Genomic DNA, 25,001 nt, shown 5'->3' with positions numbered 1-25,001 from the left:
CTTCGAGGGCGGAAGAATTTCGATGGAAAACGAGCAGAAGCTTCTCAACTACCTCAAGCGTGCGACCGCTGACCTGCGTGACGCGCATCGGCGGCTGCGGGAGGTCGAAGAACAGCAGCAGGAACCGATCGCGATCATCGGCATCGGATGCCGCTTCCCCGGCGGGGTGCGCTCGCCGGAGGATCTGTGGCGCCTGCTGGAATCCGGACAGGACGCGATCGACGGCTTCCCCGCCGACCGCGGTTGGGACCTGGACAACCTGTACGACCCCGATCCGGGCGCCACGGGCACGTTCCACGCCCGCGGCGGCGGGTTCCTCTACGACGCGGCGGAGTTCGATCCGGGGTTCTTCGGGATCTCGCCGCGTGAGGCGCTGGCGATGGATCCGCAGCAGCGGTTGTTGCTGGAGACCTCGTGGGAGGCGTTCGAGCGCGCGGGGATCGACGCCTCGACCATGCGCGGCAGCCAGACCGGTGTGTTCGTCGGCGCGGCGGCGCACGGTTACGGGGTCGGGGTGGAGGCCGCACCCGAGGGCACGCAGGGACATCTGATGACCGGCACCACGCCGAGCGTGGCGTCCGGCCGGATCGCGTACTCGCTGGGACTGGAAGGCCCCGCGATCACCGTGGACACCGCCTGCTCCTCCTCACTGGTGGCGTTGCACCTGGCGGCGCATTCGCTCCGCCGGGGCGAGTGCGATCTGGCCGTGGCCGGCGGGGTCACCGTGATGGCCGGGCCGGGCACCTTCGTCGAGTTCTCCGCACAAGGCGGGCTCGCGGACGACGGCCGGTGCAAGGCTTTCGCCGAGGGGGCCGACGGCACCGGCTGGGGTGAGGGCGTCGGCGTCCTGCTGGTCGAGCGACTGTCGGACGCCGTGCGTAACGGCCACACCGTGCTGGCGGTGATCCGCGGTTCCGCGGTGAACTCCGACGGTGCGTCGAACGGGCTGACCGCGCCGAACGGGCCGTCGCAGCGCCGGGTGATCAGGGCCGCGCTGGCGAGCGCCGGGCTGGCACCGTCCGAAGTGGACGCGGTCGAGGCGCATGGCACCGGCACGGCACTGGGTGACCCGATCGAGGCGCAAGCCCTTCTGGCGGCGTATGGGCAGGATCGCGAAGTGCCGCTGCTGCTGGGGTCGGTGAAGTCGAACCTCGGGCACACCCAGGCCGCCGCCGGGGTGGCGGGTGTGATCAAGATGGTCATGGCGATGCGGCACGGGGTACTGCCCAAGACGCTGCACGTGGACGCGCCGTCGTCGCATATCGACTGGTCCTCCGGAAGCGTGGAGCTGCTCACCGAGGCGCGGGCGTGGCCCGACGCCGGCCGTCCTCGCCGGGCGGCGGTGTCCTCCTTCGGGATCAGCGGTACCAACGCGCACACGATTCTCGAGCAGGCGCCCGTCCAGGAGCAGGCTCCCGAACGACGGGCGCCCGCCGTGGTGCCGTTCGTGCTGTCCGGTAAGACGACGGCGGCGTTGCGGGCCCAAGCGGCCAAGCTGGCTTCCTTCATGGAGGAAGACGACGCGGCGCTGACGGATGTCGCGTACTCGCTGGCGACGACGCGGTCGGCGCTGGAACGGCGCGCCGCGGTGGCCGGTGCCGACCGTGACGAACTGGTGAGGGCGCTGAGGGCGCTGGCCGAAGGCCGTTCGTCCGCAGACCTCGTCGAGGGCTCCATCGGCCGTGGCCGTTCGGCGTTTTTGTTCGCTGGTCAGGGTTCTCAGCGGGTGGGTATGGGGGCGGAGCTGTATGCGGAGTTCCCTGTTTTCGCTGAGGCTTTTGATGCGGCGTGTGAGTTTTTGCCGTCGTTAGGGGATCTTGGTCGGACGGAGTTCGCGCAACCGGCTCTGTTTGCTCTTGAGGTGGCGCTGTATCGGCTGGTGGAGTCGTGGGGTGTTCGTCCCGACTTTCTGTTGGGGCATTCGATTGGTGAGATCGCGGCCGCGCATGTCGCCGGTGTGTTTTCGCTGGAGGACGCGGGCAAGTTGGTGTCGGCTCGTGGTCGGTTGATGCAGGCGCTGCCCGAGGGTGGCGTGATGGTCGCGATCGAGGCGACCGAAGACGAGATCGTGCTGACACCCGAGTTCGGGATCGCTGCGGTGAATGGCCCGAATTCGGTGGTGATCTCCGGGGTCGAGTCTGTGGTTTCCCGGATTGCGGGGGAGTTCGCGGCTAGGGGTCGTAAGACGAAGCGTCTTGAGGTGAGTCATGCGTTTCATTCGCCGTTGATGGAGCCGATGCTCGCGGAGTTCTCGAAGGTTCTTGAGGACATCACGTTCAACGCGCCGGAGATTCCGGTGGTGTCCACTGTGTCCGGTGGGTTGACCGCGGATCTGACGTCGCCGGGGTATTGGCTGGATCATGTGCGTCGGTCGGTGCGTTTCGCCGATGGTGTGGGAATTCTCGCCGCGCAGGGTGTCACCTCCTTCCTCGAACTGGGCCCCGATGGGGTGCTGAGCGGGCTGGCGCAAGGTTGTCTTCCTGACGCCGAGGCCCTGTTCGTGCCGCTGCTCCGCGGTGACCGGCCTGAGGTCCGCACCGCCATGACGGCGCTCGGTGCGCTGCACACCCGGGGAACCCGCGTCGACTGGACGGCCCTCCTGGCAGGCGAACGGGTCGAGCTGCCCACCTATGCCTTCCAGCACGAGCGTTTCTGGCTGGAGTTCGGTGGCGGTTCCGCGGCCGAAGTGCAGGACGACGTGGCCGACAGCGAGTTCTGGGACGCCGTCGAGCGCGCCGACATCCGCACGCTCGCCGCCGAACTGAGGGTGGCGGGCGAGGACGAGCAGTTCCTCGGCGCGTTGCTGCCCTCTTTGTCCGCGTGGCGTCAGCGGCGTCGTGAGTCTTCCGAGGTCGAGGGTTGGCGGTATCGGGCGGAGTGGGTCCCGGTGCGGGTGTCCGAAGCCCGGCCTGACGGTGAGTGGCTGGTGCTCTCGCCGGAGCCCCTGGCCGAAGGTGACGCTCTCGCGAGTCTCGGCGAGGTTGTCGTCGCCCAGCAGCCGGATCTCTCTGAGTTGTTGACGCCTGGGCGTTTCGCCGGTGTTGTGTCCTGTTTGGACGCCGAGTCCACGCTGGCGGTGGTGCAGGCCGCGGTGGGCACGGGCTCGAAGGTGTGGGCGGTGACCCGTGGTGCGGTGTCGGTCGGTCGTGGTGATCGGCTGGCCGCGCCGGAGTCGGCGCGGGTGTGGGGTTTGGGCCGGGTCGCGGCGTTGGAGCATCCCGAGGTGTGGGGCGGGCTGATCGACCTGCCCGCCGCCGGGGACCCTCGCCTGCTCGGGGTGCTCGCGGGGTCTGAGGACCAGGTGGCGGTTCGGGCGTCGGGTGTGTTCGCGCGTCGTCTGACGCGGGCGGACGCGGCTGGTCAGGAACCGTGGGCCTTGAGTGGCACGGCTCTGGTCACCGGTGGTACCGGTGCGCTGGGTGGTCAGGTGGCGCGGTGGCTGGTCGAGCGGGGTGCTGAGCATCTGGTGCTGGTCAGTCGTCGTGGGGCGGAATCGCCCGGCGCCGAGGACTTGGCGGCGGAGTTGCGGGATCTGGGTGCCACGGTCACCGTGGCGGCGTGTGATGTGGCCGATCGTGCGGCCGTGGCGGAGCTGGTCGGTGGGCTGCCGGGTTTGTCGGTGGTGGTGCACGCGGCTGGTGTGGCGCAGTCGACGCCGTTGGCGGAGTGCTCGGTGGAGGAGTTCCGTGCGGTGGTCGCGGGGAAGGTCGCGGGTGCGGTCAATCTGCATGAGCTGACCGAGGGCCTTGACGCGTTTATTGTGTTTTCGTCGATCGCGGCGACGTGGGGCAGTGGTGGTCAGTCTGCTTACGCGGCGGGTAATGCGTTCTTGGATGCGTTGGTGGAGCAGCGTCGTGCCGATGGTCTGCCTGGTCTGTCGGTGGCGTGGGGTCCGTGGGCCGAGGGAGGTATGGCCGCGGGTGAGGCTGGTGAGCATCTCGCCAAGCGAGGGTTGACGGCGTTGGCTCCTGAGCGGGCGTTGGCGGCGTTGGAAGGCGCGCAGCGCGACACCACGATCACCGTGGCTGATGTGGACTGGGCCCGGTTCGCGCCGGTGTTCACCTCCCGGCGTCCCAGCCCCTTGCTCACCGAACTGATCGACGTGACTGTCGCCGTCGACGAACCGCGGGACACCAATGAGCTGCGGACCAGGCTGATCGGCCGTCCCCTCGCCGACCAGCGACGGCTGCTGCTGGACCTGGTTCGCAGTGAAGCGGCGGTGGTGCTGGGGTATTCCGGGCCGGAGGCGGTGGAGCAGGATCGGGCGTTCCGTGAGCTGGGTTTCGATTCGCTGACCGCGGTGGAACTGCGTAACCGGATGGTTCCGCTGGTGGGTCTCGACCTGCCGACCACGCTGGTGTTCGACTATCCCAACCCCCTCGCGCTGGCCGAGCACCTCCTGGGCGAACTGCTCGGTGCGAGGGAAAACGTCGTCGCCACCAGCGTGGCCGCCAGCGATGAACCGATCGCGATCGTCGGTATGGCCTGCCGGTTCCCCGGCGGCGTCCACTCGCCGGAACAGCTGTGGAGCCTGCTCGCCTCCGGTGAGGACGCGGTCGGCGGCTTCCCGGAGAACCGCGGCTGGGATCTGGAGGAGTTGTACCACCCCGAGCCGGGCAACCCCGGCACGAGTTACACCCGCGACGGCGCGTTCCTGTACGACGTCGGGGAGTTCGACGCACGCTTCTTCGGGATCTCACCGCGTGAAGCCGTGACGATGGACCCGCAGCAGCGACTGCTGCTCGAGACTTCGTGGGAAGCCTTCGAACGCGCCGGGATCGACCCGGCGTCCGTCCGGGGGAGCCAGACGGGCGTCTTCGTCGGCTCGAACGGCCAGGACTACCTCTCGGTGTTGCTGGCCTCCTCGGACCTCGGGGACGGACACCTCGGCACCGGAGTGTCCGCGAGTGTGGTTTCGGGCAGGCTGGCCTACACGTTCGGGCTCGAAGGCCCGGCACTGACCGTCGACACGGCATGCTCGTCTTCGCTCGTCGCCCTGCATCTGGCCGCACAGGCTCTGCGCAACGGCGAATGCGAGCTGGCACTGGCCGGCGGCGTGACCGTGATGTCCACGCCCGGGGCCTTTGTGGACTTCAGCGCCCAGCGAGGTCTCGCGGCGGACGGCCGGTGCAAACCCTTCGCCGAAGGTGCGGACGGCACCGGCTGGGGTGAAGGCGCCGGGATGCTGCTGGTGGAAAGGCTCTCCGACGCGCAGCGCAAGGGGCACCGGATCCTGGCCGTCGTGCGTGGCAGCGCGGTGAATCAGGATGGTGCGTCGAACGGTTTGACGGCGCCGAATGGTCCTTCGCAGCAGCGGGTGATCCGTGCGGCGCTGGCCAACGCGGGCCTCGGACCGTCCGATGTGGACGCTGTGGAGGCACACGGCACCGGGACCTCGCTGGGTGATCCGATCGAGGCGCAGGCGTTGCTGGCGACCTACGGGCAGGACCGTGAACGGCCGTTGTGGCTGGGCGCGGTGAAGTCGAACCTCGGGCACACCCAGGCCGCCGCCGGCGTCGCGGGCATCATCAAGATGGTCATGGCGATGCGGCACGGGGTACTGCCGAAGACCCTGCACGTCGACTCGCCGTCGTCCCAGGTGGACTGGTCTGCCGGGGCGGTGGAGCTGCTCACCGAGTCGCGGTCGTGGGAACCAGGGGCGGTGCCGCGCCGCGCGGGTGTCTCGTCGTTCGGCATCAGCGGTACCAACGCGCACACCATCCTCGAAGAGGCGCCGGAGACGCCCGTCGTCGAGCCCGCCGCGTCGCCGTCGATCGTGCCGATGGTGCTTTCGGCGAAATCCGCCGAAGCGCTTCGGGCCCAGGCCGAACGCCTGCGGCTGCTGGTGACGGAAGGCGGGGATACCGCCGCGGTCGCCCGCTCGCTGGCCACCACCAGGTCCACCTGGGATCGCCGAGCGGCGGTCGTCGGAGCGGACCGTGACAGCCTGCTCGCGGGCCTCGCCGCACTCGCGGCCGGGGGACAGGCTTCAGGCTTGGTCGAAGGCACGGCCGACTCCGGTAAGACCGCGTTCTTGTTCGCTGGTCAGGGTTCTCAGCGTGTGGGTATGGGGGCGGAGCTGTATGCGGAGTTCCCAGTTTTCGCCGAGGCTTTTGATGCGGCGTGTGAGTTCCTGCCGCCGTTGGGTGATCTTGGTCGGACGGAGTTCGCGCAGCCTGCGTTGTTTGCTTTGGAAGTCGCGCTGTATCGGCTTGTCGAGTCGTGGGGTGTTCGTCCCGATTTTGTGATGGGTCACTCCATCGGTGAGATCGCGGCCGCGCATGTTGCTGGTGTGTTCTCGTTGGAGGACGCGGGCAGGTTGGTGGCGGCTCGTGGTCGTTTGATGCAGGCGCTGCCCGAGGGTGGCGTGATGGTCGCGATCGAGGCGACCGAGGACGAGTTCGTGTTGTCGCCCGAGTTCGGGATCGCTGCGGTGAATGGTCCGAGGTCGGTGGTGATCTCCGGGGTCGAGTCTGTGGTTTCCCGGATTGCGGGGGAGTTCGCTGCTAGGGGGCGTAAGACGAAACGTCTTGAGGTGAGTCATGCGTTTCATTCGCCGTTGATGGAGCCGATGCTCGCGGAGTTCGCGAAGGTTCTTGAGGACATCACGTTCAACGAGGCGCAGATTCCGGTGGTGTCCACTGTGTCCGGTGGTCTCGGTGCGGATTGGGCGTCGCCGGGGTATTGGCTGGATCATGTGCGTCGGTCGGTGCGTTTCGCCGATGGTGTGGGAATTCTCGCCGCGCAGGGTGTGACCTCTTTCCTCGAACTGGGCCCCGATGGGGTGCTGAGCGGGCTGGCACAAGGCTGCCTGCCCGACGCCGAAGCCCTGTTCGTGCCGCTGCTCCGCGGTGACCGGCCTGAGGTCCACACCGCGATCACCGCACTGGGCGCGCTGCACACCCGGGGCGTCCCGGTCGACTGGACCGCGTACTTCGGCCCTGGCGAAGCGGTCGACCTGCCCACCTACGCCTTCCAGCGCGAGCATTACTGGCCGAAGATCTCCGGCCTGGTGGCTGGCGACGTGACCGGCGCCGGGCTCGGCGCGGCAGACCACCCGCTGCTCGGCGCCGCCGTGGAACTGGCGGGCGGCGACGGCCTGGTCCTGACCGGCAGGCTCTCGGCCCGGACACACCCCTGGCTGGCGGACCACCGGATCCAGGGCCAGGTGCTCGTACCCGGCACCGCGCTGCTGGAACTCGCGGTCGCCGCCGGCGACCGGACGGGCTGCGACCTCGTCGAGGAACTGACGTTGTCCGCACCACTCGTACTGCCCGAGTCCGGCAGCGTCCAGGTGCAGGTCGCCGTCGGCGCGGCCGACGAGGCCGGGCGGCGTGAGGTGTCGGTCCACTCGCGCACCGAGGGCGACTGGACGACCCACGCGACCGGCGTCCTCGCCCGTCGTGCGGTGCGACCCGGCGCCGGTTCCGCGGAGTGGCCGCCGTCCGGCGCGCGCCAGGTGGACGTCTCCGGTCTGTACACCGGGATGGCGGAAGCAGGCTTCGGCTACGGCGACAGCTTCCAGGGCCTGCGAGCTGCCTGGGTCCTCGGGGACGAGATCTTCGCCGAGGTCGAGCTGCCGCTCTCCGTCCGCGACGAGGCCGCCCGCTTCGGGCTGCACCCTGCCTTGCTCGACGCGGGCCTGCACGCTCTCGCCCTTCGCGCGGGCGACGGTGACGGCGGTGGCCGCGTGCCCTTCTCCTGGACCGGGTTCTCCCTGTTCGCCGTCGGTGCCACCGCGGTCCGGATCCGGCTGACGCCGTCCGGCGCGGACACGGTGTCGATCGAGATCACCGACACCGAAGGCCGTCCCGTGGCGGCGGTCGACTCGCTGATCATGCGGGCCCTGCCGGGGAACCGGCACACCACCCCGGACGCGTTGTACCGCCTGACCTGGGAACCGATCTCCCTGCCCATGGGCGAGACGGCACCGGTCGTGACGGTGGACTGCGTTTCCCGTGGCCGGACGACGACCGAGCTGGTTTCGTCGATGCTCACGGACGTCCAGGAGTGGCTGGCGGACCGTACCGCCGAGGGGACGCGGCTGATGGTCGTCACCCGCGGCGCGGTGGCGGCCGAGGCCGGGGAAGTGATCCGTGACCTGCCCGCGGCGGCCGTCTGGGGTCTGCTTCGCACGGTGCAGGCGGAACACCCGGGCCGGCTCCTCCTCGTCGACGTCGACGAAGACCCGCGTTCGGGGGAGGCGCTGGCCGTCGTCCCGAACGGTGACGAACCCCAGGTCGTGATTCGTGGCGGCGAAGCGTTCGCCGCGCGGTTGAACCGGGCTTCGCGGTCGGCGGAACTGGCGCTGCCGGACGAGCGGACCTGGCGTCTCGACAGTGTCGGCAAGGGCACGTTGTCGAACTTGTCGTTGGTGTCCTGGCCGCAGGCCGGGGATCCGTTGGGTGATCTGGACGTCCGGGTCGAGGTGCGAGCGGCCGGGGTGAACTTCCGTGATGTGCTGAACGCGCTGGGCATGTATCCCGGCGACGCGGGTCTGATGGGTATCGAAGGTGCCGGTGTGGTGCTGGAGGTCGGCGCGAAGGTCACCGGCCTGGTGCCGGGCGACCGCGTGATGGGCCTGCTGGCGGGCGCCTTCGGCCCGATCGCGGTCACCGACTCCCGCACGGTGGCGAGGATCCCCGCCGAATGGTCCTTTGTGGACGCTGCTTCGGTGCCCGTCGTCTTTCTCACCGCGTTCTACGCTCTGCGTGATCTGATGGATGTCCGTTCCGGTGAGGCGGCGTTGATCCACGCGGCCGCCGGCGGGGTGGGGATGGCCGCGGTGCAGCTGGCCCGGCACTGGGGAGTGGAGGTCTTCGCCACGGCGAGTGCTGCCAAGTGGGACGCGGTTCGCGCGCTGGGCGTGGCCGACGACCACCTGGCGTCCTCGCGGGATACCGGTTTCGAGGCGAAATTCCTTGAGGTGACCGAGGGTCGTGGTGTGGATGTGGTCCTCGATGCGTTGGCGGGCGAGTTCGTCGACGCCTCGTTGAGGCTGTTGCCGCGGGGTGGCCGGTTCGCGGAGATGGGCAAAACCGATGTCCGCGATCCCGGTGCGGTCGCCGAACAGTTCGAGGGTGTCGCTTATCGGGCCTTCGACTTGATCGACGCCGGTCCGGTGCGGATCGGTGAGATGTTGGCCGAGTTGGTGGGGTTGTTCGATGCTGGTGTGCTTTCGCCGTTGCCGTCTCGGGTGTGGGATGTGCGGCAGGCGCCGGAGGCGTTCCGGTTCATGTCGCAGGCGAAGCATGTCGGCAAGGTTGTGCTCAGTGTGCCGCGTTCCCTTGATGTCGAGGGAACGGTGTTGATCACTGGTGGTACCGGGAATCTGGGTGCTTTGGTGGCAAGGCATCTGGTCGATCAGGGCGCGCGGAAGCTGTTGCTGGTGAGTCGTCGTGGTGTGGCGGCTCCGGGTGCGGAGGCCTTGGCTGCCGAGCTGACCGGTCTGGGTGCCGAAGTATCCGTGGTGGCCTGTGATGTGGCTGATCGTGACGCGCTGGCCGAAGTACTGTCCACTGTGGACCTGACGGCGGTGGTGCATACCGCCGGGGTTTTGGACGACGGTGTGGTGGAGTCGTTGACCGCCGACCGTGTCGCTTCGGTGTTGCGCCCCAAGGCGGATGCGGCGTGGAACTTGCACGAGCTGACGAAGAACCACGATTTGGCCGAGTTCGTGGTGTTTTCGTCGGCGTCGGGTGTGTTCGGTAATCCGGGTCAGGCGAATTATTCGGCGGCGAATGTCTTCCTGGACGCCCTCACGGCTCATCGTCGCGCCGAGGGTTTGCCTGGACTTTCGTTGGCATGGGGCCTGTGGGACCAGGAAAACGGCGGCATGGGCGGGACGCTCAGCACCGCCGACCGGGCCAGGGTCTCCCGGTCGGGCAGTGGCGCGCTCAGCCCCGAACAAGGCCTCGCGCTGTTCGACGCGGCCCGTGCTCGCGCCGACGCGCTCCTGGTGCCGTTGAACCTGGATCTGGGTTCGGGACAGGCGTCCGCGGACGAGGTACCGCCGCTGCTGCGCGGTCTCGTCCGGGTGCTGAACCGCCGCACGGCCGCATCCGCCAGTGTGGAATCGGCCGACTCACTCGGGCAGCGGCTCGCGGCCCTGTCCGTGGCGGCCCGGACCGAGGAGCTCACCGGTATCGTCCGTGACCAGGCGGCCCTCGTGCTCGGTTACCACGACGCGGAGCACGTCGTAGCGGAGTCGTCCTTCCGCGAGCTGGGGTTCGACTCGCTGACCTCCATCGAGCTGCGTAACCGCCTCAACCAGGCCACCGGGCTGAAACTGCCGGCCACCCTGGTCTTCGACTACCCGACACCGCTGGTGCTCGCGGCCTTCCTCCGCGCCGAGCTGGTCGACGAGGACACCGCGGCCCCGGCCCCGGTGGTCCAGAGCCGGCCCGCCGCCGACGAGCCGATCGCGATCATCGGTATCGGCTGCCGGTATCCAGGCGGAGTCAGTTCGCCCGAGGAGCTCTGGGACCTGGTGGCGTCCGGTCGGGACGCCATCGGCGGTCTCCCGCTCGATCGAGGCTGGGACCTCGACCTCGACTCCGTCAGGGAAGGTGGGTTCCTCTACGACGCGGCCGATTTCGATCCGGGGTTCTTCGGGATCTCGCCGCGTGAGGCGCTGGCGATGGATCCGCAGCAGCGGTTGCTGCTGGAGACCGCGTGGGAGGCCTTCGAGCACGCCGGTTTCGACGCGGCGAACTACCGTGGCAGCCAGACCGGCGTCTTCGTCGGCACCGCCACCCAGGGCTACGCCGTCGGTGTCTCACCGCTGCCGGACGGGGTCCAGGGACATCTGATGACCGGCACCACCCCGAGTGTGGCGTCCGGCCGGGTTGCTTACACCTTCGGGCTCGAGGGCCCGGCGGTCACGGTCGACACCGCCTGCTCCTCGTCGCTGGTGGCTCTGCACTGGGCGGCGCAGGCGCTGCGGAACGGCGAGTGCGACCTCGCGCTGGCCGGTGGGGCCACGGTGATGTCCGCGCCGGGTGCCTTCATCGAGTTCAGCGCCCAGGGCGGATTGTCCGCGGACGGCCGGTGCAAGGCGTTCTCCGATTCGGCGGACGGCACCGGCTGGGGTGAAGGCGCCGGGATGCTGCTGGTGGAACGGCTTTCCGACGCCCAGCGCAGGGGCCACCGGATCCTGGCCGTCGTGCGTGGTTCCGCGGTGAATCAGGACGGCGCGTCGAACGGCTTGACCGCGCCGAACGGTCCTTCGCAGCAACGGGTGATCCGGGCCGCGTTGGCCAGTGCCGGATTGCGACCGTCCGATGTGGACGCCGTGGAGGCGCACGGGACCGGGACTCCCCTGGGGGACCCGATCGAAGCGCAGGCATTGCTGGCGACCTACGGCAAGGGCCGTGAGGTCCCGTTGTGGCTGGGCTCGGTGAAGTCGAACCTCGGGCACACCCAGGCGGCCGCCGGGGTCGCGGGCATCATCAAGATGGTCATGGCGATGCGCCACCAGGTGCTGCCGAAGACCCTGCACGCCGGTACGCCATCGTCCCATGTGGACTGGAGCACCGGTGCCGTCGAGCTGCTCGGCGAGTCCCGTGCGTGGCCGGAGACCGGCCGCCCGCGGCGGGCGGCGGTCTCCTCGTTCGGGATCAGCGGCACCAACGCGCACACCATCATCGAGCAGGCGCCCGCCGAGACGCCCCCGGTGACGGCGCACGGTCCCGCCGTGCTGCCGTTCCTGTTGTCGGGTAAGACGACGGCCGCGTTGCGTGCGCAGGCCGCCCGGCTGCTTCCCGTCGCGGAGAACCCAGCGGTGGCGCTGCCGGATCTGGCGTTCTCGCTGGCGACGAACCGGTCCGCGCTCGAGCGGCGTGCGGTGGTGGCCGGCGCCGACTCGGCCGAGCTGGTGCGGGCGCTGGGCGCACTCGCCGAGGGGCGGTCGTCCGCCGAGGTGATCGAAGGCGCCACCGGCCGAGGCAAGACCGCGTTCCTGTTCACCGGTCAGGGTGCGCAGCGGGTCGGGATGGGGCGTGAGCTCCACGCCGAGTTCCCCGTTTTCGCCGAGGCCTTCGACGACGCCTGCGAATTTCTGCCGCCGCGTCTTCGCGAGGTGGTACTGAGCGAGCCGGAGTCGCTGAACCGGACCGAGTTCGCGCAGGCCGCGTTGTTCGCGGTCGAGGTGGCCTTGTACCGCCTGGTCGAGTCTTGGGGGGTGTGCCCCGACTTCCTGCTGGGGCACTCGATCGGTGAGATCGCCGCGGCCCACATCGCCGGAGTGCTCTCCCTGGCGGACGCGGGCAAGCTCGTCTCGGCCCGTGGCCGGTTGATGCAGGCGCTGCCTTCGGGCGGGGCGATGGTCGCGATCGAGGCCTCGGAAGAAGAGTTCGAGCCGACCGACGAGTTCGGGATCGCGGCCGTCAACGGTCCGGCGTCGGTAGTGATTTCCGGGGCCGAGACGGTCGTAGTCCGGGTGGCCGCGGAGTTCGCGGCCAAGGGGCGCCGGACCAAGCGGGTCGAAGCGAGTCACGCGTTCCACTCGCCGTTGATGGAGCCGATGCTCGCGGAGTTCGCGGAAGTGCTGGCGGAGCTGACTTTCCGGGAGCCCGCTATCCCCGTGGTGTCCACTGTGTCCGGTGGGCTCGCCGCGGACCTGTCGTCACCGCGCTACTGGCTGGACCACGTGCGTAAGGCCGTGCGTTTCGCCGACGGCGTGCGGATGCTGGCCGCGCAGGGAGTGACGTCGTTCGTCGAACTGGGCCCCGACGGGGTACTGACGGCGATGGCGCAGGGCTGCCTGCCCGAGACGGACGCCTTGTTCGTGTCGATGCTCCGTGCCGACCGGCCCGAGATCCGTACCGTCATCACCGCGCTGGGCGCGTTGCATACGCGGGGTGTCGCGGTGGACTGGTCGGCCTTGCTGAGCGGGAACCGCGTCGACCTGCCCACATACGCCTTCCAGCGGGAGCGGTACTGGGTCGAGCCTGCGCCGGGTGCCGGTGCCACCCGCTCGGACGAGATCGACGCGGCGTTCTGGGACGCGGTGGAGCGTGAAGACCTGGAGTCGGTCGCCGCCGAACTGGCGATCGGGGACGAGCCGGCCCTGGGCAGCGTGGTGTCTTCGTTGTCCGCGTGGCGTCAGCGGCGTCGTGAGTCTTCTGTGGTCGAGGGTTGGCGGTATCGGGCGGAGTGGGTTCCGGTGCGGGTGTCCGAAGCCCGGCCTGACGGTGAGTGGCTGGTGCTCTCGCCGGAGCCCCTGGCCGAAGGTGACGCTCTCGCGGGTCTCGGTGAGGTTGTCGTCGTCGACCGTCTGGAGCAGGCGGCGTTGGCGGAGTTGTTGGTACCTGGACGTTTCGCCGGTGTTGTGTCCTGTTTGGACGCTGCGTCGACGCTGGCGGTGGTGCAGGCCGCGGTGGGTACCGGTGTCAAGGTGTGGGCGGTGACCCGTGGTGCGGTGTCGGTCGGCCGGTCGGATCGGTTGTCGGCGCCGGAACAGGCGCAGGTGTGGGGTTTGGGCCGGGTCGCGGCGTTGGAGCATCCGGAGGTGTGGGGCGGGCTGATCGACCTGCCCGCTTCTGGCGATGACCGGGTGCTGGGTCTGCTGGCCGGTGTCGAGGATCAGGTGGCGGTTCGGGCGTCGGGTGTGTTCGCGCGTCGTCTGACGCGGGTTGATGCTGCCGGCGCGAAGTCGTGGACTTTCGGTGGCACGGCATTGGTCACCGGTGGTACCGGGGCCTTGGGTGGCCAGGTGGCGCGGTGGCTGGCTCAGCGGGGTGCTGAACATCTGGTGCTCGTCAGCCGTCGTGGGATCGCTTCACCGGGGGCCGAGGATCTCGCGGCGGAGTTGCGTGATCTGGGTGTCGCGGTGACGGTGGCGGCGTGTGATGTGGCTGATCGTGCGGCGGTGGCTGAGTTGGTCGGTGGGCTGCCGGGTTTGTCGGTGGTGGTGCACGCGGCTGGTGTGGCGCAGTCGACGCCGTTGGCGGAGTGCTCGGTGGAGGAGTTCCGTGCGGTGGTCGCGGGGAAGGTCGCGGGTGCGGTCAATCTGCATGAGCTGACCGAGGGCCTTGACGCGTTTATTGTGTTTTCGTCGATCGCGGCGACGTGGGGCAGTGGTGGTCAGTCTGCTTACGCGGCGGGTAATGCGTTCTTGGACGCGTTGGTGGAGCAGCGTCGTGCCGATGGTCTGCCTGGTCTGTCGGTGGCGTGGGGTCCCTGGGCCGAAGCGGGGATGGCTGTCGGAGAAGCAGGTGAGCAGCTCGCCAAACGTGGTTTGACGGCGTTGGCCCCTGAGCGGGCGCTGTCGGCGTTGGAAGGCGCACAGCACGACACCACGATCACCGTGGCTGACGTCGACTGGGCCCGGTTCGCGCCGGTGTTCACCTCCCGGCGCCCCAGCCCCCTGCTCACCGAGCTGATCGAGATCGAGGACACCGCCGGGGAACCAGCCGGCGCGGGTTCGGCCGAGCTGCGCGAGAAACTTGCCGGGCTCGCCCCGGCCGCCCGGCGGCAAACGGTCCTGGACCTGGTTCGCAGTGAAGCGGCGGTGGTGCTGGGGTATTCCGGGCCGGAGGCGGTGGAGCAGGATCGGGCGTTCCGTGAGCTGGGTTTCGATTCGCTGACCGCGGTGGAACTGCGTAACCGGATGGTTCCGCTGGTGGGTCTCGACCTGCCGACCACGCTGGTGTTCGACTATCCCAACCCCCTCGCGCTGGCCGAGCACCTCCTGGGCGAACTGACCGGGGTCCATACCGCGATCACCACGGCCACCGCGGTGGCCGCCGCCGACGAACCGATCGCGATCGTCGGTATGGCCTGCCGGTTCCCCGGCGGTGCGCACTCGCCGGAACAGCTGTGGCGATTGCTGTCGGAAAGCCGCGACGCGGTGGGACCCTTCCCCGACAACCGCGGCTGGGACCTGGCCGAGCTGTACCACCCCGAGCCGGGCAACCCCGGCACGAGCTACACCCGCGACGGCGCCTTCCTCTACGACGTTGGGGAATTCGACCCCCAGTTCTTCGGGATCTCCCCGCGTGAGGCGCTGGCGATGGACCCGCAGCAGCGGCTCCTGCTGGAGACCTCCTGGGAGGCCTTCGAACGAGCCGGTTTCGACCCGGCAGAGCTCCGGGGCAGCCGGACCGGGGTGTTCGTCGGCTCGAACGGCCAGGACTACCTTTCGGTGCTGCTCGCCTCGTCGGACCTCGGCGAAGGACAGCTGGGCACCGGGGTCTCGGCGAGTGTGGTCTCGGGCAGGCTGGCCTACACGTTCGGGCTCGAAGGCCCGGCCGTCACCGTGGACACCGCCTGCTCCTCTTCGCTGGTCGCGATCCACCTCGCCGTGCAGGCACTGCGCAACGGCGAATGCGACATGGCACTGGCCGGCGGCGTGACCGTGATGTCCACGCCCGGGGCGTTCCTGGACTTCAGTGCCCAGCGCGGACTGTCGGCGGACGGCCGGTGCAAGGCGTTCGCCGACGCCGCCGACGGCACCGGCTGGGGCGAAGGCGCCGGCATCCTGCTGGTGGAACGGCTGTCCGAGGCCACCCGCCAGGGACACCAGGTGCTGGCCGTGGTGCGGGGCAGCGCGGTCAACCAGGACGGCGCGTCCAACGGGCTCACCGCGCCGAACGGGCTCTCACAGCAACGCGTGATCCGTGCCGCGCTGGCCAACGCCGGGCTCGGGACGTCCGATGTGGACGCGGTGGAGGCACACGGCACCGGCACCACGCTCGGCGACCCGATCGAAGCCCAGGCGCTCAACGCGACCTATGGGAAGGACCGCGATCGCCCGCTGTGGCTCGGTTCGGTGAAGTCGAACCTCGGGCACACCCAGGCCGCGGCCGGGGTCGCCGGAGTGATGAAGATGGTGTTGGCGCTGCGGCACGGCCTGCTGCCGCGAAGTCTCCACATCGACACGCCATCGCCCCACGTGGACTGGACGGCCGGGGCCGTCGAACTGCTGACCGAAGCCCGTGCGTGGCCGGAGCGCGAGTCGGCGCGGCGAGCGGGTATCTCCGCGTTCGGCATGAGCGGCACCAACGCCCACCTCATCCTGGAGCAGGCGCCCGCATCCGTACCCGCCGAGGTCGTTCCGGTGGCGGTCACGCCGTGGGTGTTGTCGGGCAAGTCGCCGGAGGCCGTGGAAGCGTTCGCCGGTCGGCTGGCCGACTATGCCGGCGATGTCGCGGGTGTGGCGGCAGGCCTCGCGGGTCGTTCGGTGTTCGGGCATCGCGCGGTGCTCGTCGGCGAGGATCAGGCTGGTTTGGCTGCCGCGTTGGCATCAGGTGAGTTGCCTGCTGGTGTGGTGCGTGGTTCTGGTTCTGGTGTCGAGCGTGTGGTTTTTGTGTTCCCTGGTCAGGGTTCGCAGTGGTTGGGGATGGCGTCGGCGCTGTTGGGTGAGAGTCCGGTGTTCGCGTCGCGGATGGCGGAGTGCGACAGCGCTTTGAGGTCCTTTGTGGACTGGTCGTTGTTCGAGGTGTTGGGCGACGAGGCTGCTTTGACCAGGGTTGATGTTGTTCAGCCGGTGTTGTGGTCGGTGATGGTGTCGCTGGCTGAGGTGTGGCGTTCGCTCGGTGTTGTTCCTTCAGCGGTGGTGGGTCATTCGCAGGGTGAGATCGCCGCTGCGGTGGTGGCTGGTGGTCTGAGCTTGGAAGACGGCGCTCGGGTGGTGGCGCTGCGGAGTCAGGCGATCGCCGCCGAGCTTGCCGGTTTGGGCGGAATGCTGTCGGTGGCCGCACCTGTCACCGAGGTCGGCGAGGGTGTGTCGATCGCTGCGGTGAATGGCCCGAACGCGGTGGTGCTCTCGGGTGACCCCGACGCACTCGCGAACGCGAAGGCCCACTACGAGGCTGAAGGTGTCCGGGCTCGGTTGGTGGCGGTGGATTACGCATCGCATTCGGCTCATGTGGAGCGGATCGAGGCGGAGCTTGCTGAGCTGCTGGCTCCGGTGACGCCCCGGACGGGCGACATACCGTTTTATTCCACTGTGGACTCTCGGTGGTTGGATACCGCTGAGCTGACGGGTGGTTATTGGTACCGGAATCTGCGTCAGACGGTGCGGTTCTCGGATGCGGTGGAGCGGTTGGCCGCCGATGGTCAGCAGATGTTCGTGGAGGTCAGCGCCCATCCGGTGCTGGCGATGGCGATCGAGGACACCGTCGATCTCCCCGTGGTGGGCACGCTACGCCGCGACGAAGGAGGGCTGCGAAGGTTCCTGCTCTCCGCGGGCGAGGTGTTCTGCCACGGCGCCCACGTCGACTGGCACGCCCTCCTCGGCAAGGCCGGGACGGTTCCCGAAGACCTGCCCACGTACCCGTTCCAGCACGAGCGCTTCTGGCCCCGGGTGGACGCGTCCTCCGGCGGAGACGTCACCACGGCCGGACTCGGTGCCACCGACCATCCGATGCTCGGCGCCACGTTGGACTTCGCGGGTGGCGACGAGGTCGTGCTCACCGCCAGGCTGTCGGTCTCGACGTCACCTTGGCTGGCCGAGCACGTGGTCTCGGGGCAGGTGTTCCTGCCAGGCACCGCTTTTGCCGAACTGGCGGTCCAAGCAGGCGACCGGGTGGGCTGCGCCAGGGTGGAAGAGGTGACGATCGAGGCGCCGCTGGTGCTGCCCTCGACCGGCGGAATCCAGCTGCAGCTCGTCGTCGGCACTCCGGACGAAGCGGGCACCCGGGAGCTGGTCTTCTACTCCCGTGAAGCGGACGGCGAGCCGTGGACACGGCACGCCTCGGGCGCCGTATCGCCCGAATCCGGCGAGCCCGGTGAGTCCGGTGACCTCCGCGAGTGGCCGCCCGCCAGGGCGACCGCCGTGGACATCGACGGCCTTTATGACGGTCTCGCCGCGGCAGGGCTGGCCTATGGCCCGGTGTTCCGCGGGCTCACGGCGGTCTGGGAACGCGACGCCGAGGTGTTCGCCGAGGTGGAACTGCCCCGTGACGAGTCCGCCGAGGCCGCCCGGTTCGGGCTGCACCCGGCACTGCTCGACGCCGGCCTCCACGCACTGGGTGCGGTGTCGTTCGGCGGTGGCGGGGCGTACCTGCCGTTCTCCTGGACCGGCGTGACCCTCCACGCGACCGGCGCGCGGTCGCTGCGCGTCCGGCTGACGCGCCACGACGGCGACAGCGTGTCGATCTTCGCCGCGGACGGCGCGGGCGACCCGGTGGCCGTGGTCGAGTCCTTGGCCCTGCGGCCCGCCACCGCGGCGGCCACCGTGCTGCCGAAGAACCTCTTCCTGGTCGGCTGGGACGACGTCGCGCTGCCGTCGGCCGAGCTGCTGGACCTGCCGGAACTGCGGGACGTCAAGGCGGACCAGCGTCCGGAAACGGTGTTGCTGCACTGGCTTCCCGGCACCGACGGCCCGCACCCGGCCGCACATCGCGTGCTGGCCGTGGTGCAGGACTGGCTGACCGACGACCGGTTCACGGACTCCCGGCTGGTCTTCGTCACCCGCGGGGCGATCGCCACCGCACCGGACGAAGACGTGCCGGACGCCGACGCGGCCGTGGTGTGGGGACTGGTGCGCTCCGCGCAGTCGGAGAACCCCGGCCGGTTCGTGCTCGCCGATCTCGGCGGACCCGAAGACCTCGACAGGTTGCCGTCGGCGCTCCGCAGCGACGAACCGCAGTTCGCGCTGCGCGACGGGCGGCTGCGGGTGCCGAGGCTGGTTCCCGCCGACCGCTCCGCCGCGTTGACCCCGCCCGCCGGGGAGCCGCACTGGCACCTCGACCTCACCGGCCGGGGCACGCTGGAGAACCTGGCCCTGCTGCCCTCCTCGGCCGCGGTGGACGAGCTCGGCGAAGGCGAGGTGCGGCTGGAGGTCCGGGCGGCCGGGGTCAACTTCCGCGACGTGCTGATCGCGCTCGGCATGTACCCCGACGAGGTGCCGCTGGGCAACGAGGGCGCGGGCGTCGTCCTCGAAGTCGGTCCCGGGGTCACCGGGCTCGTTCCCGGCGACCGGGTGCTGGGGGTGTTCGCCGGGGGTGTCGGCCCGGTCGCCGTCGCCGACAGCAGGCTGCTGGCGAAGCTCCCGGCCGCATGGTCCTTTGTGGAGGGTGCGTCGGTGCCGGTGGTGTTCCTCACCGCCTACTACGCGCTGCGCGACCTGGCGGACCTCCGGCGTGGCGAGTCCGTGCTGGTGCACGCCGCCGCGGGCGGGGTCGGCATGGCCGCCGTGCAACTCGCCCGGCACTGGGGCGCCGAGGTGTACGGCACCGCGAGTCCGGCGAAGTGGCAGGCGGTCCGGGACCTCGGTCTCGACGACAGGCATCTCGCGTCCTCGCGGGATCTCGGGTTCGAGGCGCAGTTCGCCGAAGCCACCGGCGGCCGGGGGGTGGACGTGGTGCTGGACTGCCTCGCTCGCGAGTTCGTCGACGCGTCCCTGCGGCTGCTGCCCAGGGGCGGGCGGTTCATCGAGATGGGCAAGAGCGACCTCCGTGATCCGGAGCTGGTCACCGCCGGGCACCCGGGGGTGCGCTACCGCGCCTTCGACGTGATCGAGGCGGGCGCCGAGCGGATGGGAGAGATCCTCCGCGAGGTCATGGCGCTGTTCGCCGACGGCGCGCTGCGGCTGTTGCCCATCCGGACCTGGGACGTCCGCCGCGCCCACGAGGCTTTCCGGTTCCTGTCACAGGCCAAGCACGTCGGCAAGGTGGTGCTCACCCAGCCACGCCGTCTCGACGGGACGGCGACCGTCCTGGTCACCGGCGGCACCGGCAACCTGGGCGCGCTGGCCGCCCGGCGGCTGGTGTCCGAACACGGCGTCCGCGACCTGGTGCTGACCAGCAGGAGCGGACCGGACGCGCCGGGCGCGGCGGAGCTGGTGCGCGAGCTGACCGAACTCGGCGCGCGGGCCAGGATCGTCCGCTGCGACGTGGCGGACCGGGCGCAGGTCGCCGAGGTGGTCTCCGGGATCGGCGACGCGCTGGCCGGTGTGGTGCACACCGCGGGCACCCTCGACGACGGGCTGATCGGCGATCTCACCCCCGAGCGGCTCAGTGCCGTGCTCCGGTCCAAAGTGGACGGTGCGGCGCATCTGGACGAGCTGACGCGGGGACTGGACCTGTCGTTGTTCGTGCTCTACTCCGGGGCCGCCGGGGTCTTCGGCGGGCCTGGGCAGGGCAACTACGCGGCGGCGAACGTCTGGCTGGACGCGCTGGCGCACCGGCGTCGTGCGGCGGGACTGCCGGCGACGTCGCTGGCCTGGGGGCTCTGGGCCCGGCTCGGCGGGATGACCGCGCACCTCGGCGAGGCCGAGCTCGCGCGGCTGAGCCGGGACGGTGTCGGCGGGCTGGACACCGAAGAAGGACTGGCCCTGTTCGACGCCGCGCTGGCCATGGACGAGCCGCTGCTGCTGCCGATGCGGCTGGACGTGGCCGGCCTCCGGCGTCAGCGGCCGGACGACGTGGCGCACCTGCTGCGCGGCTTCACCACCGCCACGACGTCCCGCAGGGTCGCGGGCGAAGCGAAGGAAGACAGCGGGTCCAAGCTGCTCAAACGGCTGGCCGGCCTTCCGGAGCCGGAGCAGGAGGCCATCCTGCTCGACCTGGTGCGGACCGAGGCGGCGGCCGTCCTGGGCTTCCCTTCGGTGGCGGCCGTGGAACCCGCGCAGGCGTTCCGCGAGCTCGGTTTCGACTCGCTGACCGGGGTCGAGCTGCGCAACCGGCTCGGCAAGGTCACCGGCGGCAGGCTCGCGCCGACGCTGGTGTTCGACCACGCCACGCCGGCGGCGCTCGCCGCGTTCCTGCGGGGCGAGCTGGCGCCGAGCGGCGCCGAGGAGGCGGCTTCGGACGTCCTCGGCGAGCTCGGAAGGCTGGAACTGGCGGTGACCGGACTCGCCGACGACGGCGAGACCAAGACGGAAGTGGCCGCCCGGCTGCGGTCCCTGCTGGCCCGCCTGACCGGGGACGAGGCGGAGAACGGCGTTTCCCAGCGGATCCAGGACGCCACGGCGGACCAGATCTTCGACCTCATCGACAACGACTTGCAGATCTCTTGATCGCACCGGCGGAGAAACGAGCGCAGCCATGAGCACTGAGCAGAAACTTCTCGACTATCTGAAGCGGGTCACCGCGGACCTGCACGACACCCGTGAGCGGCTGCGGACGGCCGAGGCGGCGGCCGGGGAGCCGGTCGCCGTGGTGTCCATGGCGTGCCGCTATCCGGGTGGGGCGAATTCGCCGGAGGAACTGTGGCGGCTGGTCGCGGACGAGGTCGACGCGATCACCCCGCTGCCCGTCGACCGCGGCTGGGACGCCGTCGACGGCGAAGGCGGGTTCATCGACGACGCGGGGCACTTCGACGCCGCGTTCTTCGGGATCAGCCCGCGTGAGGCGCTGACCATGGATCCGCAGCAGCGGGTCCTGCTGGAACTGGCCTGGGAGGCACTCGAACGCGGCGGGTTCGACCCGGCGGCGCTGCGGGGCAGCCGCACCGGCGTGTTCGTCGGCGGCACCACCTCCGGCTACGGTCTCGACGGCGAAGGGGTGGCGCCGGAGGCCGAGGGCTACGTGCTCACCGGGGCGGCACCGAGCGTCCTGTCCGGCCGGGTGGCGTACACGCTGGGACTCGAGGGTCCGGCGCTGACCATCGACACGGCCTGTTCGTCGTCACTGGTCGCGCTGCACCTGGCGATGCAGTCGCTGAGGCGCGGTGAATGCGAGCTCGCGCTCGCCGGCGCGGTCACCGTGCTCGCCTCGCTCGCCGTGTTCCTCGACGCCAAGGGGCTCGACGCGGCCGCCGCGGAGTCACGCTGCAAGGCGTTCGGCGCGGGAGCCGACGGCACCGCTTTCGCGGAGGGGGCGGGACTGCTGGCGCTGGAACTGCTGTCCGACGCCGAGCGCAACGGCCACGAGGTGCTGGCGGTGCTCCGCGGCAGCGCGATCAACCAGGACGGCGCCAGCAACGGGCTGACCGCGCCGAGCGTCGCCGCCCAGCAGCGGGTCATCCGCGACGCGCTCACCTCCGCCAGGCTGACGGCTTCGGACGTGGACGCGGTGGAGGCGCACGGCACCGGCACCTCGCTGGGCGACCCGATCGAGGCCACCGCCCTGCTGGCCACGCTGGGGCAGGGCCGTCCCGCGGACCGGCCGCTGCGCCTGGGCTCCATCAAGTCCAACATCGGTCACAGCCAGGCCGCCGCCGGGGTGGCCGGGGTGATCAAGATGGTGGAGGCGATGCGGCACGGCCTGATGCCGCGGACCCTGCACGTGACCGAGCCGACCCCGCACGTGGACTGGTCCACCGGCGCCGTGGAGGTGCTCACCGAGGCCATGCCGTGGCCGGAAACCGGCCGCCCGCGCCGCGCGGGGGTGTCCTCGTTCGGGCTCAGCGGCACCAACGCGCACCTCATCATCGAACAGGCGCCCGCCGGTACGCCGTCACCCGTGGCCGAATCCCGCCCGGTGGCGACGGTTCCGTGGGTGCTGTCGGCCAAGTCCTCGGCCGGGCTGCGTGCGCAGGCCGCCCGGCTGCGGGCGTACGTCGACGCGGAACCCGAGCTCGACCCGGCCGACGTCGGGTATTCCTTGCTGACCACGCGCAGCCGTTTCGCGCATCGCGCGGTACTCGCCGCGGACACGCTGGAGGAGTTCTCGGTCCGGCTCGGCGTGTTCGCCGAGGGCGGGCTGCCGGACGGCGCCGCGCAGGGGAGCCCGGTACGCGCCGGGGGCCGGACGGTGTTCGTCTTCCCCGGTCAGGGCTCGCAGTGGCCGGGTATGGGCGCGAAGCTGTACGCGGACTCCGCGGTCTTCGCCGAAAGCGTGCGGACCTGTGACGCCGCCTTCGCGTCCTATGTGGACTTCTCCGTGGCGGCGGTGATCCGCGGCGACGAGGGCGCCGCCTCGACGGACCGGCTGGACGTGGTGCAGCCGGTGTTGTTCACGATGATGGTGTCGCTGGCCGAACTGTGGCGCTCCCACGGCGTTCGGCCGGACGCCGTGACCGGGCACTCGCAGGGCGAGATCGCGGCCGCGTACGTCGCCGGCGCGCTCACCCTCGACGATGCCGCCCGCATCGTCGCCTTGCGCTCGCGGGCCTTGCTGGAAATCAGCGGACAGGGCGCGATGGCTTCGGTTTCGCTCCCGCACGCCGAGGTCTCCGCCCTGATCGAACGCTGGGACGGGCTGACCGTCGCCGCGGTGAACGGTCCGGCGTTGTGCACGGTCGCCGGGAACGTGGCCCAGCTGGAGGAAATGCTGGCCCTGTGCGAGCAGCGCCGGGTGCGGTCCCGGCGCATCCCCGGGACGCCGGGCGCGGGGCATTCGCCTCAGGTCGAGGTCCTGCGGGAGCGGATCCTGCGGGAACTGGCCCCGGTCCGGCCCCGGCAGGCCGAGGTGGCCTTCCACTCCACGGTCACCGGCGCCCGGATCGACCCGGCCGAGCTGACCGCCGCCTACTGGTACCGGAACATGCGGGAGCCGGTGCTGTTCGAACCGGCGCTGCGCGGGCTGATCGACGCCGGGTACGACCTGGTGGTCGAAGCCGCCCCACACCCGCTGCTGCGCAACGCCGTGCACGCGATCGCGGAGCACGCGGGTGCGGAGGGGATCGCCGTCGTGGGCTCCCTGCGCCGTGAACAGGGCGGGATGCGGCAGTTCCTCGTCTCGCTCGGAGAGGCCTTCACCGCCGGCACCGACATCGACTGGACGGTGGCCTTCGCGGGGGCCGAACCCCGGCGGATTCCGCTGCCCACCTACGCCTTCCAGCGCCGCCACTACTGGAACATCCGCGAGGCGGGCCCGGCGCCCGCCACGGCGGACCCGGTCGGCGGCCGCTTCTGGGAACTGGTCGGCGACCAGGACCTGACCGAGCTGGCCGAGCTGATCGACGTCCCCGACCGGGAGGCGCTGGGCGCGGTGCTGCCCGCGTTGTCCGGCTGGTACCGGCAACGGGCCGATCTGTCCGTTGTGGACTCTTGGCGATACCGGGTGGAGTGGCGACCGGTCGGGCTCGGCACGAGCACCCCGCTCACCGGCGACTGGCTGGTGCTCGTACCGGAGGCGCCCGACGAGGACGTGACGACCGTGGTGCGGACACTCGGCGACCGGGGAGCCAGGGTGCACGAGCTGTCCGTGCCCGTCGGCGACCTGCGACGCGAGGCACTGGCCGCGCGGCTTTCGGGGCTGCCGAGGTTCGACGGTGTGCTGTCGCTGCTGGCCTTCGAACCGGAACGACGGCCGGGGCACCGGGCGCTCGCCGGGCTGGTCGTCGTACAGGCACTCGGCGACGCCGGGCACGCGGCCCCGCTTTGGCTCTGCACGAAGGCCGCTGTCGCGACCGGCGCCGCGGACACGGCCCCCGACCCCGGCCAAGCCACGGCGTGGGGGCTCGCGCTGAGCGCGGCGCTCGAATACCCGGGACGGTGGGGTGGGATCGTCGACCTTCCCCCGGTGTTCGGCGACCGGGTGCCCGGCCTGCTCGCGGACGTGCTCGCCGGTGCCGGGGACGAGGACCAGCTCGTCGTGCGGGCCAACGGGGTGTTCGGCCGCCGGCTGGTCCGCGCGCCCGCCGGGGACGAGCCCGAGTCGCACTGGCAGCCGCGGGGGACCGTCCTGATCACCGGTGGGACCGGTGCGCTCGGCGGACACGTCGCGCGCTGGCTCGCGGCCGGCGGCGCCGATCATCTGGTGCTCACCAGCAGGCGGGGACCGCAGGCACCGGGTGCCGCCGAGCTCGAAGCCGAGCTGAGCGCGCTGGGTGCCAAGGTCACCATCGTGGCCTGCGAGGCGTCCGACCGCGGCTCGCTGGTCGAACTGCTCGACGTGCTGCCGCCGTTGTCCGCGGTCGTCCACACCGCCGGGATCGCTCCCTCCGTCCCGCTCGACGAGACGACCCCGGAGCTGCTCGCCGACGTGTTCGACGGCAAGGTGACCGGCGCCGAGCTGCTCGACGAACTCACCGCGGGCAGCCCGCTCGACGCCTTCGTGCTGTTCTCCTCGGGCGCGGGCGTATGGGGAGGGGTCCGGCAGGGCGCCTACGCCGCGAGCAACGCGGCGCTCGACGCATTGGCCGAGCGCCGCCGCGCCCGCGGCCTG

The 25,001-nt window shown here is 70.6% G+C and carries 1 protein-coding gene and 1 pseudogene; both read left to right on the top strand.

Features of this window, described 5'->3' with window-relative positions; translation table 11 throughout:
- The first annotated feature begins 22 nt into the window (after window positions 1-22).
- The gene (locus H5J31_RS28405; protein WP_181775722.1) at window positions 23-20,965 is read left to right on the top strand and encodes a type I polyketide synthase; all 20,943 of its coding nucleotides are present in this window, start codon (window positions 23-25) and stop codon (window positions 20,963-20,965) included.
- A 28-nt stretch (window positions 20,966-20,993) separates the two neighbouring features.
- Window positions 20,994-25,001: pseudogene (locus H5J31_RS40265) on the top strand (type I polyketide synthase); the annotation flags it as partial.

This window comes from Amycolatopsis pittospori (assembly GCF_013870525.1).
In the GTDB taxonomy this organism is placed as follows: domain Bacteria; phylum Actinomycetota; class Actinomycetes; order Mycobacteriales; family Pseudonocardiaceae; genus Amycolatopsis; species Amycolatopsis pittospori.
This window is presented reverse-complemented; position numbering and strand designations above follow the sequence as displayed.